Here is a 13,327-nt window from a genome sequence, read left to right as displayed (position 1 = left end):
TCTCGCATTTTCCTCGGTTTTGGCGATGCCGAATGCAACTGTCAGAATTGCTCTTTCACTGTGTCGACCGCTGCCAGAAGGAGATGAACCCCCTTCTCGATCTGCTGTGGGGTCAGGGCTGAATACCCCATTACAAGCCCGAGCTTGTCTGCCGTCGCCTCATCTGGTTGTGGCTCATAAAGGGCTGAGATGCCATGAACTCCAATGCCGGCGCGTTGTGCGGTTTCCTGCAAAGCCGTCTCGGACGACTTCGGCAATTCGTTGAACCAGACCACAACATGCAATCCGGCATCAGCGCCTTCCACCGTGACCCGCTCGCCGAATGCGCACTGCAGTGCTTTCAACAACGTCTCACGGCGGTCTCTGTTCAGCCGCCGTACGCGGCGCACATGGCCTTCATAACCACCGCGTTCGATGAAAGCCGCCAAGGCTTCCTGCTCGGTCACCGGCGAATGTCTGTCGAACAGTTGCTTGGCGGTTGCGAACACGTCCTGCAGTTTCGGCGGCACAACGAGATATCCGATGCGCATCATCGGCGACAGCGTTTTGGAAATCGTACCGAGATAGATGACGTTGCTTCCAGCCTCCAGACTATGAACAGGAGGCACCGGACTGATGTCATAGCGGTATTCGCTGTCGTAATCGTCCTCAATCACGTAGGCGTTGTTTTCCCGCGCCCATTCGAGAAGTTGATGACGGCGAGAAATCGGCATCACGCCGCCAAGCGGAAACTGGTGGGAAGGGGTGACATAGGCCAGATGAGCCCGTACTCCCTCCAAGAGCTCGGTCTTCAGACCCTCGCCGTCGACGGCGAGGGGGACCGGAGAGGCGCCGGTGCTGGCGAAGATCTGACGAGCCATTCGATAGCTAGGGTTTTCGATGACGAACTCGCTGCCAGGGTCGAGCAGAAGCCGTGCGCAAAGGTCTAAGCCTTGCTGGGATCCGTTCACGATGATGATTTGCTCCAGATCGCACTGCAATGTTCTGGCGCGCCAAAGATATCCTCGCAGGGCTTGCCGTAAACGCCGCGATCCTCGCGGGTCATCATAGGCAAGTCGGCTCGGTCGCTGAGCGATGACCGCATTGACAGCTTTCTTCCAGGCAAGCGCCGGAAAATCGGATGGAGCGAGGTCTCCGTAACGGAAATCAATCATAAGTGAGTTGGGCAAACAATCGAGCCATGGCGGTGTCGCCCGAAGTCTTTCGCCATAGGCCGACAGGCGCTGAGCACCCTGCTGCTTGAGCCTGGCATCGCTCGGACGCTGTCCGAATGGAAACGCTGCAACCCGCGCGCGGGCACCTTGGCGCTGCTCCACGAAGCCCTCCCCCGCAAGCTGCTCATAGGCGACTGTCACCGTCGTTCGCGACACACCAAGTTCATTCGCCAGATTTCGCGATGATGGCAACTGACCGCCAGCTTCATAAACGTGGCTCAGGATCTGATCCTTGAGCGCCTCGTAGATCTGGCGTGCTCCCATTTTCGCGTGCTTGGCTACTGCCTGGCTTTCCAACTGGACCATTTTCTTTCCGCAGAACTGGATGTTTCGAGCGGACCAGTATGCTGCCACTGTGGTCGGAAGCAAAGAGGATACCGAACCAATGACGGCCAGCAGCGAACAAGACAATGTCCAGGACCACTCCGATCCGTCGCATGGCGCGCGTCTCGGATTTGATACCCGCGCAATCCATCACGCGTTCGATCCTGCTGACTTCTCAAGAGCAGTGCAGCCACCTGTCTTTCTGACATCGACCTATGGCTTTGAGAGCGTTGCGGCAAATGATGCCGCCGCAGCGCTCGGGGGCAGGCTGTATGCCCGCGAATATAACCCGACCACAGAGATCCTCGAGAAGAGGCTCGCCAACCTGGAAGGGGCCGAGGCAGGGCTTGTGGTATCGACCGGAATGGCCGCGTTCGGCACCCTGGTCCTATCTTTGCTGTCGCAGGGAGATGAGCTTGTCGTGCACAAGACGCTCTATTCGAATACGGTTGCGATGGTCGAGCAGTGTCTGCCTCGCTTCGGGATCAGGGTAGTCCCGGTTGACCTATCGAATCCGAACAATCTCGACGCGGCGATCACAGATAAAACCCGTTTGGTCTATTTCGAGACGCCGGTAAATCCGCTAAGCGCCATCCTCGATATCTCCGCCATCGCAGCGCGCGCCCATGCGCGGAATGTAAAGGTCGCGGTCGATAGCACTTTCGCTTCGCCGTCACTGCAGCGCCCGATCGAGCACGGCGCAGACATTGTGCTGCATTCGCTGACGAAATACATCAACGGGCACGGCGATACCCTGGGCGGAGCGCTGCTTGGAGACGCTGAAACACTCCATACGCTGCACGAAACCGGCCTGCGCTACATCACAGGGGCGACATTGTCGCCGCACTCTGCATTCCTGATCCTGCGCGGCCTGAAGACGCTGTCTCTGCGGATGGAGCGACACAGTGCTTCGGCACTGATAGTCGCGCACATGCTTGAGGCGCATCCCGCCGTTGCCTGGGTGAGCTATCCCTTCCTGGACTCCCATCCCGATCATACGATCGCCCACAAGCAAATGACGCAGGGGGCCGGCATGCTTGCTTTCGGCCTTCATGCGGGCTTCGACGGTGCACGGACGATGCTGGACCGGCTTCAACTGCTGACGCGCGCCGTGAGCCTGGGGGACACGGACAGTCTCATCTATCATCCGGCCAGCATAACCCGGGCGCGCCAGGCGCTCCGGAAAGATGCTCATCTGATCGAAGGAGTTGGGGAAGACCTCGTCCGTCTCTCGGTCGGGCTTGAAGATGTCAGCGACCTCGTCGCCGATCTGCGTCAGGCTCTGCAAGATTTATGACGTGGCAGGGCTCAATCGATAACCAACGTCTCGGCAAATGAGACGAACCCCGGAGTATAAAATGAAATTTTTGAGCGGCCTGTCCGCGTTCCCTATCACGCCCATGGATCGCGACGGCCAGATCGATGCGGAAGCGGCATCGTCAACTTAACGGAATGTGGAATTCGATGTGCGATGAAGGTTGATGACAGACCGTGATCCACTCTATCGTCGACATTGCTTTCCCGCTGAAGTTATTGCCCACGCCGTGTGGCTCTATTTCCGTTTCCCTCTGAGCCTGCGAATGGTCGAGGACTTGCTGGCTGCCCGTGGGATCATTGTCTCGCACCAGACCGTCCGGCTGTGGGCGGAGAAATTCGGCCACACCTTTGCCAACGAGATCCGTCGTCGATCATCCGGTCGGCTTGGGGACAAGTGGCATCTCGATGAAGCCGTTGTTTCAATTCCGCGGCAAGAAGCATTGGCTGTGGCGCGCAGTTGATCAGGACGGTTTCGTCCTGGAGGTTCTCGTACAAAGCCGCCGAAATGCAAAGGCCGCCAAGCGCCTGATGCGCAAGCTCTTGAAGGGTCAGGGACGGTCGCCGCGTGCGATGATCACCGACAAGCTGCAGTCCTACGGCGCAGCAAAGCGAGAGATCATGCCGGGTGTAGATCATCGCTCCCACAAAGGGTTGAATAATCGGGCGGAGAATTCTCACCAACCAGTCCGGCGGCGAGAGCGGATCATGAAGCGCTTCAAGTCACAGCGACATCTACAACGCTTCGTCTCCATCCATGATCCGATCGCCAACCTATTTCAAATCCCGCGCCACGACATCTCCTCCGGCCACCATCGCGAACTGCGCACGGCGGCGATGAGCCTGTGGGCGAAAATTGCCCGAGCATGAGAGATATCTGCGGATGGCGTCTTTCGCTGGCCTTTCATCCCTTAAGTTTACGATGCCGGCGGGATTGGCAGATGCGCCTGCCATGATCTGCCTAACAGGTACGGACAGTTAGGGCTTGGTCTTAGCATGCAGTCACGACTTGATGTAAGGTCGCATCAACTGCTTTGCCTCTTGAAAAAATCCGCTCATTCGTCAGGCGAGCACATCAGCTACGAGGCAATACCAGCAATCGCTTCCAGGAATGCATCGATCTCTTCCTCGGTATTGTAATAATGTGGCGACGTTCGCACCACGGGCGGGAGTTGTCGCGTAGAGGCGTCGACGGGTGTACTGGAAGGAGGGGAAACTGAGACGTTGATTCCCTTGCCTGTCAAATAAGCCATGACAGCTGACGAGTCCCAGTCGTTGACAGTGAATGAGATGATGGACGCAAGGGGCGTCCCGAGATCATGTACGGACACGGCACGCATCCCCCTCAGGCCTTCGCGAAGCTTTGACGAAAGGTGATTGCAGCGCTCTTCGATATTTTCGAGCCCAATGTCGAGCGCGTAGTCCACTGCTGCCCGCAGGCCGAGACGAACCGAATAGTTCTTCTCCCACGTTTCAAAACGTCTGGCATCAGGTCTCAATTCGTATCGATCCGGTGCAGTCAAAGGCGCACCATAGAGATCGATCATGGCTGGCTCGATCTTCTCCAGGACGGATTTGCGCATGTACATGAAACCAGTGCCCCGCGGCGCACGGAGAAACTTCCTGCCCGTAGCGGTAAGGATGTCGCAGCCAAGGGCGTTAACATCCATCGGGATTTGCCCCGCGGCTTGGCATGCGTCGAGCAGATAGAGAATGCCATTTTCGCGCGCTATTCGGCCGATCGCTGCTGCTGGATTGATAAGCCCGCCGTTGGTCGGGATCCAGGTGACCGCTATCAACCGAACGCGATCATCGATCATTTTCGCCAGTGCGTCCGGATCAAGGACCCCAGAAGCGTCATTCGGAATGACTTCGATCGATACGCCGGTGCGCTTGGCAACCTGCAGAAAGGCGATGTAGTTGGCTGCAAATTCGGCACTTGCCGTCAGGATCCGGTCTCCAGGTCCGAAAGAGAGGGAATAGAAGGCGCGTTGCCAAGCGATCGTCGCATTTTCAGCTATCGCAATCTCGTCGCGGCCACAGTTTACGAATGTAGCCAAGCTGTCATATGTCCCCTCCAGTAGAGAGTTGGACTCAGCTGCGGCTTCGTATCCGCCGATCTCCCCTTCCCGCCTTAGGTACCCAACCACCGCTTCAATAACAGGGCTCGGCATCAGCGCAGCGCCAGCATTGTTAAGGTGGTTTCTGTTTTTTGTGCCGGGGGTATCAGCACGCAAGCGAAGAAGGTCCAAAGTCTTGCGAGCGTTGCGGCTGATTTGCGACATGAGGGATTCCTTCCTTTGATCGAGCGTCAATCTTGTTGACGCAATCGGCGTTGTCACGGAAGCTGACAACTTCGCAACCCGATGTGCAGAATTGAGCGACGGGGCGTAAGCGTCCGCCAATTCAGCCGGCCAGAGCGCTCCGCACAGTCCGATTTGCGAAACTTCACGAAGACCAAGGTGAGTTTCTCAGAAGGCGTTGTTCGTCACGACGTAGCAGCTCTTTCACGAATTGCTTTACGGCTCTCACTCTTGGAAGATAAGCTAGATCCTGGTGTGCTGACATCCAGATCTCGCGCTCGCCGCTCAGTTCGTCGAGCACTGGAACGAGACCCAGGTTTAGACTGAGTGCGAATTCGGGAAGGGCTACAATTCCTGCGCCCGCAGACGCCGCGAACATCTGCGACATCATGCTATTTGAGCTGAACGCTATTTTTGGGGTGGGTACGAGTTCCTCTAGCCAGAGCACGCTTTCAAGCTGAATCAGCTCCTCGATATAGCCAACAAAGCGGTGCTCGCTAAGATCCGCCGCTTGAGAGGGAACTCCATTGCGCTCAAGATAAGCCTGCGAAGCGAATAAGCCAGTCTTGAAACGTCCGATCAGCTGACTGTCCAGAGAAGTTCCATGGGGCTTGAAGAAGCTTAGGAATAAATCCGCTTCCCGGCGAGCGACCCGAACCGTTTGCGGCGATGTTACAAGCTCGAGGTCAAGATCAGGGTGCCGGCTACTGAGTTCAACGAGGCGCTCGGAGAGATAAAGCGTTGCGATGCCTTCCATGGTGGCCAATCTGACTGTGCCGCGTATTTCGTCACGATTGCTTACGTCGCTGCGAAGAGCATTCACGCCGTTCTCGATTTCCTCCGCTCGCCGCATTGTAACCAGGCCGGCCGGTGTCAGCAGAAGTCCGTCCTTGGTCCGCTCGACGAGTGCACCGCCAACCGTATATTCCAGACGAGCAAGCCGGCGAGATACGGTGGAATGGCTGACTTTTAGTTCGCGAGCGGCGCCGGTCACGCTCTTTGCACCGGACGACGATGAGGAAGAGTTTGAGATCGTCCCAATCAAGATGATCGATTGCAGTCGCCATGCTACCTCCGTCTATTTTTGCACAGGGTAGTGCATCCTATTCGGGTTGGCTCGCAAATTCGTTTTGATAGTTTCAAACGTGCTGTGCCGCTGTATGTGTGGTGCGCAGTGAAGCAAAATATCTTGCGGAAACGCTTATCGCCAGCAGCCCGCACTACTTGAACCTACCTTGGGAGAACGCATGTCCAGACGAACTGTGAATGCTTTAACCGCTGCGGCAGTGGGACCGTATTCGCACGCGACATGGGCCGGCGATCTTCTGTTCTGCTCCGGCCAGACACCGCTAGACCCCGGCACCGGCAAACTTGTCGACGGAAATGTAGCCGACCAGACACGCCAGTGTTTCGATAATCTGTTTCAAGTCCTTGAGGCAGCGGGCCTGGGGTCGGATGATGTCGTATCCGTCAATGTCTATCTCACCGACATGGGTGACTTTGGCCAGATGAATGAGATTTACGCGACGCGTTTTTCATCGCCCTACCCGGCCCGCACCACAATCGGCTGCGCCAGCCTGCCGCTTGGAGCACGCATTGAAATCGGTCTAACAGCAAAGCGGCAATCTTGAGCCTGCCTTTGCCGAGCTAGTCGAGATGGCTGATGGCGAGCCTGGATCTGTAGAGGAATGTCGATGGGAAACATGAAATTCTGGGCCGCGGCTGCTCATATTGCCCCCGTCTATCTCGATCCTGGGGCGAGCGCGGAAAAAGCTTGCTCGGTGATAGCAGAGGCTGCCCGAAACGGCGCGTCGCTCGTGGTATTTTCGGAGAGCTTTCTACCCGGTTTCCCTGTCTGGGCAGCACTTTACCCGCCCATTCAATCGCACGAACATTTCAAACGCTTCTTGAAAGCTTCGGTGTACATTGACGGCCCGGAAATTGAGCGTGTGCGAAAGGCCGCCTCCGATAACGGTGTTTTCGTTTCAATCGGTTTTTCCGAGCGCAACCCGGCAAGTGTCGGAGGTTTGTGGAATAGTAATGTTCTGATTTCCGATACCGGCCAAATCCTGATCCACCATCGAAAACTGGTCGCAACCTTCTTTGAAAAACTAGTTTGGGATCCGGGCGATGGCGCAGGGTTGGTCGTCGCAAACACGAGAATCGGTCGCATTGGCGGCCTAATTTGCGGGGAAAATACAAATCCGCTCGCGCGCTACAGTCTGATGACGCAAGGCGAGCAAGTTCATATAAGTAGCTATCCGCCGATCTGGCCCACTCGCGTTCCCACAGAAAGCGACAACTACGACAACCGAGCTGCCAACCGCATCCGTGCCTCTGCGCACTGCTTCGAGGCCAAGTGCTTCGGGATCATCGTGGCGGGGCACCTGGACGAAGTCGCACGCAAAGCCATTGCCTTGGATGATCCTGCGATCGAAGCGATCATAGATGCCAGTCCGCGGGCCACTAGCTTTTTCCTAGGGCCGACTGGAGCGGCAACTGGTGACGAAATGACCGACGAAGGTATCGGCTATGCCCAAATCGATCTCGACGACTGTGTTGAGCCGAAACGATTTCACGACGTCGTTGCTGGTTACAACCGATTCGATATTTTCGACGTCACCGTGAACCGGATGCGTCGAAACCCAATCAGATTTTTGGAAGGCCGCGCTGAGGACGCTCTAACGAGCCCTGAGGCCGTGGCCATGCCGGAGTAAAGGTGATGGCGCGGACGGGTATGCACATGACCAAGAAGGGTTTCTCCTTCCAGGGCCCTGCCGACGGCGTTCATGCCCTTAAATCGTGGATCACCCCTGAAGATGATCTTTTTCTGGTAACGCATATGGGGTTCCTGGAGATCGACCCCGAGCATTGGCATTTGGATGTCGATGGCCTCGTGGGTAACCCGACGAGATTGCATCTGTCTGACCTTCAAGCAATGCCACAGCGCGAGTACATGTCGGTTCACGAATGCGCTGGAAGTCCGCTTGCTCCGACAGTGCCTAAACGCAGGATCGGAAATGTAATTTGGAAAGGTGTGCCGCTGTCGCTCGTTCTGGAACGCGCAAAGATCAGCAGCCATGCGTCCTACATCTGGACTTCCGGCCTCGAGTGGGGCGAATACGCAGATGTTGAAGAAGCTTATCAAAAAGACCTGCCGATCGGCAAAGCACTTGCAGAAGAAGTTATCCTCGCACTTGAGATCAACGGTCGGCCACTCACTCCAGAGCGCGGAGGACCGGTTCGACTGGTCGTGCCAGGTTGGTATGGTACAAACTCCGTAAAATGGGTTGGTTCGATCACGGCTGCGGATCGGCGCGCAAGCGGCGCCTATACGACGCGCTTCTACAATGACCCTGCGGCGTCGGGGATGAAGCCGGTTTGGGGGGTCGCCCCGGAGTCCGTTATCGTATCGCCGTCCCCAAATGATCTGCTGTCAGCGGACATGCCAACGAAAATATGGGGCTGGGCTTGGGGAGATCACCAGATCTCCAGCGTCGAGGTCAGCGTGGACGGTGGAGGCTCCTGGCGGACTGCCTCAGTAGGGCCGCGCGAAGGAAGGAGTTGGCAACGGTTCGAGTTGTCGTGGACCCCTACATCAGGCCAGAATATCTTGCTATGTCGGTGCACGGATGAATGTGGGGCGGGACAGCCGCTGACTGACGCGAGAAATGCGGTGCACACGGTTAAAGTTGAAGTTGATCCTTGACCCGGAGCCCACTGCGACATTGGGATGGGCGTCCACCGACGCACGAAAAAATCGAGATTTCTCGATGAGCCAGCGGCACTACGGTCTGCCAGATCGACAGGACAAGAGCTTTCCTGCGATCGGGTGGAACAGAGGCGGTAGCCCGCCGTCACACCGGCCCACGCATGACAAAAACCGCCTATTGAACGGCCGAGGCGATGATCGCGATCATGCGCTATAGATCAGCAGTTGTCGCAGCACCTGTCCGCGCTTGTCATCCGATCATTGGCGACACCAGGGCGCTTGTTTTGGAATGCGGACTGGTATCGTCATCATGGCCACCCGTCTTTCCCCTAGTCATCACGGGGTGCATTTCGTTTGTGACTCGATTGAGAAAACCATGCGCAAGAGCCCTCACTCCTGCCAAATCTGGGAGGCTCGCTGCCACGACCTCTTCGCCGATGTCCTCGGACTACCTACAATCTGGATACCTCATTCGTACGCCGATTGTGGGCAATATGGGCCCGACGAACACGCCTCGCTTTCTGTCACTCGCAAAGAAATTATGAAAATGACTGGTATTTTTCTCGACATCGGCGAATGTGCGTCGGCTCGTGGCTGCCATGGGGGGAGTAGGACATTAATCGGATGTACCTTTGCTGAATCTGCTGCGAGACTGTTCACCTCTGTAGGTACGCAACCGCCGGCGCGATAGTCTAGCGTGGCGCGCCCAACGATTCTCGCGGCGACAATTGCGTTCGCCGAATGTGCACGAATAGTAGCTGACCCTGCTACCTCATTCGGAAGACCAGATTCTCGGGAAAACCTTTCGCCTCCCAAGGCAGCGTGGTTGTCGTCGAACTTGTTTCGACGGCAGCCACGTGTTGTGGCTATGAGACCGCCTGTGTCGCGGGGATAAAAGTATCAATGGTCCGGGAGCGAGCGCCGGTGACTGGCGCGATAAGAATGCCGTTCGTTTTTGCTTTGCGGTGTGTCGCTCGCCCAGCGAAACTAGTCGGGTCCACCGCAAGGGAGCCAGAATGTCATCGTTTCCGACCTGACGAGAACGCCTTTTGTGCCGGCCGAATATAATGGTGGCCCGAGTAAACCGACTTCGGCGTAACCGGTGTTCTTCCCACGCGTTCTCCTGTCAGCGATCTGTGTTCGACTTTCAATACAAGAGCGAAGGAAGTGTCTTCGAGACTCCGATTCGGCCAATAAATTCAACTCACTGGCGATCGGCGCGATGGTGACGAAATACTCAATCCGACCAACTTTTCGGAGTTGTCAGATAGAGGGGAACTCTTCGTGCTGCTTGAGGGAGTCATAGCCGTACATGACCACTTCGAGCTTTGGCCATCACCAACGGAGATTGTCAGCTCGAACATTCGCGGACTCAATCAAACCTTCAGCTCGTATGAGAAAGACTATATCGTTTCGAGTTTTGTATTTGACGATTAAAGTATAAAGTTACGCTAGTGCGATTGGCCAAATATATAAAAAAATATATTATTGCTATATATTGATCTATGGCGGAGCGCCGTCTAGACCTGCTCAACACGCGCCAGGGGGACTACCCTGGTCAGCGACGGGAGGCTTAGATGAACCGACGTGACAAAATGCATCCAAACAAAGCCAGGCGTGATAGCCCGGAAATGAGGCTCGCCTTCCTCGATTGCGTACGTGTGGTTGCTCCACGGGGTGCTATACGCTGGCCGGCCGCACGGAACGACCATCTGAATGCGCTTCGCGAAGTCGCAGATAGCGGAAGATATTATCGGATTAACCGTCCCGTGGTGACCGGCACGGAGCCGAGCCTTGAAAAATTGCCGACATTGCAACAACCATCTGCCGAATACGAGGCAAGCATAGGCCTGGGCCTAACCAAGGCACTTCTCGCCACCAAACACGAACCGGAACGAATGGGCCAGATCACATGGTCTCTTTCAAAATCTGAACGTGTCTTTGATTGCGCTGGAGGTGATTCTGACAACGGCGAAACCATCGCTACTGATGGACACGTCGAGGCTCTCGCGAACCGCGGATACTCCAACACCCCCGATGCCTATTATCGGCTGGTTGATAGGAATAACCGATCGGAAAAATTGCTCATTGACGATGAGGCCGACACACGTCCACCGAAGAACTATCATGAACATGTTGATTTCGAAAACTGCCACCACATTGATGGCACTTGCAGGCCTTGGAGACACGGTTCGCTTAAAGCCGGCCGCTTACGCGAAATACGACAGGCGGTAGACATCGGACCAGCGCGCCATCCCGACGCAGCTTTGTGCCTATGGCATTGAAATTAGCGGCAGAATGCGATAGCTGCCAATTACGGCCGCGGCTGTAATGCAGGTGGTTGATGCCGTATCTGGTTCGGGCGCGAAACGCGGTGCCGGTGTTGGAAGGGCCGACTAATTCGACCTTCAATTCGAAGCGACCGTCCGGTCTCAATGCAAGAAGCTCCTGTAGGGTCCTTGAAGGATATCGACAGAGGAAAACTATCAAATGTGGTGTTGCAAGAACGCGCCCCAAGGTCGTGGGGGTGACCCAAATTTTTCTACTGAACCAGAACCTGCAAAGGCCGATATTGCCTACGAGGCTATTCGACGAATTCTCCACAGTAACGGTCGTGTGCCGGGGCAACATCTCAGGGAACAGGATCTAGCGTCTAAGCTCGATCTTGGTCGAACGCCAGTTCGCGAAGCACTTCAGCGGCTTGCAGCTGAAGGGAAGATCCAATACATCCCTCAAAGAGGCTTTTTCACGAGACCGATGTCGGAAAGAACTCTGTTAGATCTTTATGTTGTCGGACGTGAGACCCTGATCTCGGCATTAAATCGAATGCGGCCGCAGGTCCCAGAGAGCTGGACCGTGACGGATAAATTGTCCCCTGACGAACTCGCCTTAAGGGCAGAAGCGATATTCACTAAAGTCGCCCAAGAAGCATCGAATTGCGAGGCTTGCAAAATCGTCCACCGATTCTGTTTTTGCACTCACCCTCTACGAATGGAAATAACTGCGTCGGAACTTCGGCCCGCGTTTGTCGAAAGCCTCGAGAAGCTAATTGCCGCAATGTCTGAACTAGGCACGGCAACGACCCTGGTGGAGTCCGCGTTGGTGAACCACCTTGATCTAGAACAGGGTGCCGTCTCAAGGATTGTACAAGAGGTGAACGAACGTGGATTAACAGGTTTTCCGGGGCCTGCGAGAAGTTTGTGACATCGCATACCGTCATCTCGACGAATGATCCTAATCAACGAACCCGAAGAATCTTGTCGAGTGCCGCGCATATCTGCGGCTGCTGCGGGCAATCCAAAAGCCGACGTCGGCATTACCTACCAGCATTTTAATTATGTTGCCAAATCAAAGAGGCTGCCACCATCCCTTCAGCATTCCAGAATACAGCGCTGGCAAAGCGAAAGTTGCTCGTGTCCTATCGGGCAACGCCCTCCGCAGGTTTCCATTTGCCGCAGCTTGCCCAGGCCAGCTATGATGATCGAGCGACGTTTTCAGCCGAAGTCTCAAAAGACATTGTGCCAAAGATAATAACAGCCAACGGGATCGACGCTGCGACCTTGAGGACAGAGGTTACGCCAGGCGGGTATCTCCTCAAAACCAATGCATCGCTTCAGACCGAGGGTGATCTCGATGACGCCGCGGCGGATCGACTTGCCGGCTCCCTTGGCTACGTCTTCCGCCAATATCGCGTCCTTACCTCTCGCCTCAACGACACGACAGGTAAGACAGGCTTTGTTGTCGTGCGGTTTCCGCAGGGCAGCCTTAACGCCACCGTCGCGCAGAGATTCTTCGAGGCAGCGGACGCAACGAAAAAAGGCTTGGGCGGCGGATATGCCGTGTTCGGTGACGAGCAGATCTTCCTTAATGCAACGAATTCCGAAGGAAAGCCTTATAGCGGACTCGATGACGCAAGCTTCCAAGACGGATTGAGACGCGCAGCCGTATCGTTTGGCAGCCCCAAACCAATGGTTTCTTCCCTCGGCAATGCGACCGCGCGCTCTATTGGGAATGATTGGCAGAGGTCAACAAGAGGCGAGGGCTATCAAACTTTGCTCGGTGGATCGGACGGCGAGTTGGTGAGAAAGCTCGACGAGATCAGCAGGTGTTATGCATTCCTCCTCGCGAAGACAGCCGACAGCAAGGGCTGGGCCAAAGATGAATAAGGGCCGGACGAGGACCTACGCTCAAGTCGCTTAGCGAGTTCAAATGGCGTTTCGCAAAACGGATCTCGCAGTCGATACGATTTTGAGTGATCGTACGCCGGCCACCTGGGGCCGCGCCGGAGAAAATCTCACTGCTGCAATGCTCGAGAAATTCAAGACGGCTTAATCCTGCTTTGGTTCTAGAATATCTTAGCGCGGCGACGTCACAGCTTGAGTGGTCACCATCTTTGCTCGATCTGGCTCAGACATTTGCTGCGCAAGCGGCCGGGATTGCGGCATCGAGGTAGCTGAATC

9 protein-coding genes and 2 pseudogenes are annotated in these 13,327 nt (G+C 55.8%); 8 read left to right on the top strand and 3 right to left on the bottom strand.

Translation table 11 applies throughout. The features are described 5' to 3' along the window. Positions 1–41 precede the first annotated feature (41 nt). The gene (locus HJB89_RS21535) at positions 42–1,520 is read right to left on the bottom strand and encodes a PLP-dependent aminotransferase family protein (RefSeq protein WP_131624172.1); all 1,479 of its coding nucleotides are present in this window, start codon (positions 1,518–1,520) and stop codon (positions 42–44) included. Between the two features lie 79 nt (positions 1,521–1,599). Between HJB89_RS21535 and HJB89_RS21530 the strand changes: the two genes are divergently transcribed. Further along, on the top strand, positions 1,600–2,835 hold the full coding sequence (locus tag HJB89_RS21530) for a PLP-dependent aspartate aminotransferase family protein (protein WP_077988229.1): 1,236 nt from the start codon (positions 1,600–1,602) through the stop codon (positions 2,833–2,835). Between the two features lie 181 nt (positions 2,836–3,016). Next, positions 3,017–3,722: pseudogene (locus HJB89_RS21525) on the top strand (IS6 family transposase). 209 nt (positions 3,723–3,931) lie between these two features. Here HJB89_RS21525 and HJB89_RS21520 read toward each other — a convergent pair. Then, positions 3,932–5,137, bottom strand: a complete 1,206-nt coding sequence (locus HJB89_RS21520) for an aminotransferase class V-fold PLP-dependent enzyme (protein ID WP_077988178.1) — start codon at positions 5,135–5,137, stop codon at positions 3,932–3,934. Positions 5,138–5,300: 163 nt separating this feature from the next. After that, a pseudogene (locus HJB89_RS21515) lies at positions 5,301–6,222 on the bottom strand (LysR family transcriptional regulator). A gap of 180 nt (positions 6,223–6,402) precedes the next feature. Between HJB89_RS21515 and HJB89_RS21510 the strand changes: the two are divergent. The 6 genes from HJB89_RS21510 to HJB89_RS21485 all read left to right on the top strand — a co-directional run bounded on the left by HJB89_RS21510 (position 6,403) and on the right by HJB89_RS21485 (position 13,033). Next, a complete protein-coding gene (locus HJB89_RS21510) occupies positions 6,403–6,786 on the top strand; it encodes a RidA family protein (protein ID WP_077988180.1) in 384 nt (127 codons plus the stop codon). Between the two features lie 63 nt (positions 6,787–6,849). Continuing rightward, positions 6,850–7,872 (top strand): carbon-nitrogen hydrolase family protein, encoded by a 1,023-nt coding sequence (locus HJB89_RS21505; RefSeq protein ID WP_018484255.1) that lies wholly within the window; start codon positions 6,850–6,852, stop codon positions 7,870–7,872. Between the two features lie 5 nt (positions 7,873–7,877). Continuing rightward, positions 7,878–8,864: a molybdopterin-dependent oxidoreductase gene (locus HJB89_RS21500; protein ID WP_028734623.1), complete on the top strand. Its 987-nt coding sequence runs from the start codon at positions 7,878–7,880 to the stop codon at positions 8,862–8,864. 1,580 nt (positions 8,865–10,444) lie between these two features. Further along, positions 10,445–11,152 (top strand): hypothetical protein, encoded by a 708-nt coding sequence (locus tag HJB89_RS21495; RefSeq protein ID WP_158081456.1) that lies wholly within the window; start codon positions 10,445–10,447, stop codon positions 11,150–11,152. A gap of 205 nt (positions 11,153–11,357) precedes the next feature. After that, positions 11,358–12,071, top strand: a complete 714-nt coding sequence (locus tag HJB89_RS21490; RefSeq protein ID WP_018482090.1) for a GntR family transcriptional regulator — start codon at positions 11,358–11,360, stop codon at positions 12,069–12,071. Between the two features lie 209 nt (positions 12,072–12,280). Next, a complete protein-coding gene (locus HJB89_RS21485) occupies positions 12,281–13,033 on the top strand; it encodes a hypothetical protein (RefSeq protein ID WP_245315078.1) in 753 nt (250 codons plus the stop codon). Positions 13,034–13,327 lie beyond the last annotated feature (294 nt).

Origin of the sequence: Rhizobium sp. NZLR8 (assembly GCF_019685025.1) — a bacterium.
Lineage (GTDB): Bacteria > Pseudomonadota > Alphaproteobacteria > Rhizobiales > Rhizobiaceae > Rhizobium.
The sequence above is the reverse complement of the archived record's forward strand: the minus strand, read 5'-3'. Positions and strand labels throughout refer to the sequence as shown.

Coding starts and splice junctions, on each gene's coding strand:
- HJB89_RS21535 (WP_131624172.1), bottom strand. CDS start 1,520: ATGGTCCAGTTGGAAAGCCAGGCAGTAGCCAAGCACGCGAAAATGGGA.
- HJB89_RS21530 (WP_077988229.1), top strand. CDS start 1,600: ATGACGGCCAGCAGCGAACAAGACAATGTCCAGGACCACTCCGATCCG.
- HJB89_RS21520 (WP_077988178.1), bottom strand. CDS start 5,137: ATGTCGCAAATCAGCCGCAACGCTCGCAAGACTTTGGACCTTCTTCGC.
- HJB89_RS21510 (WP_077988180.1), top strand. CDS start 6,403: ATGTCCAGACGAACTGTGAATGCTTTAACCGCTGCGGCAGTGGGACCG.
- HJB89_RS21505 (WP_018484255.1), top strand. CDS start 6,850: ATGGGAAACATGAAATTCTGGGCCGCGGCTGCTCATATTGCCCCCGTC.
- HJB89_RS21500 (WP_028734623.1), top strand. CDS start 7,878: ATGGCGCGGACGGGTATGCACATGACCAAGAAGGGTTTCTCCTTCCAG.
- HJB89_RS21495 (WP_158081456.1), top strand. CDS start 10,445: ATGAACCGACGTGACAAAATGCATCCAAACAAAGCCAGGCGTGATAGC.
- HJB89_RS21490 (WP_018482090.1), top strand. CDS start 11,358: ATGTGGTGTTGCAAGAACGCGCCCCAAGGTCGTGGGGGTGACCCAAAT.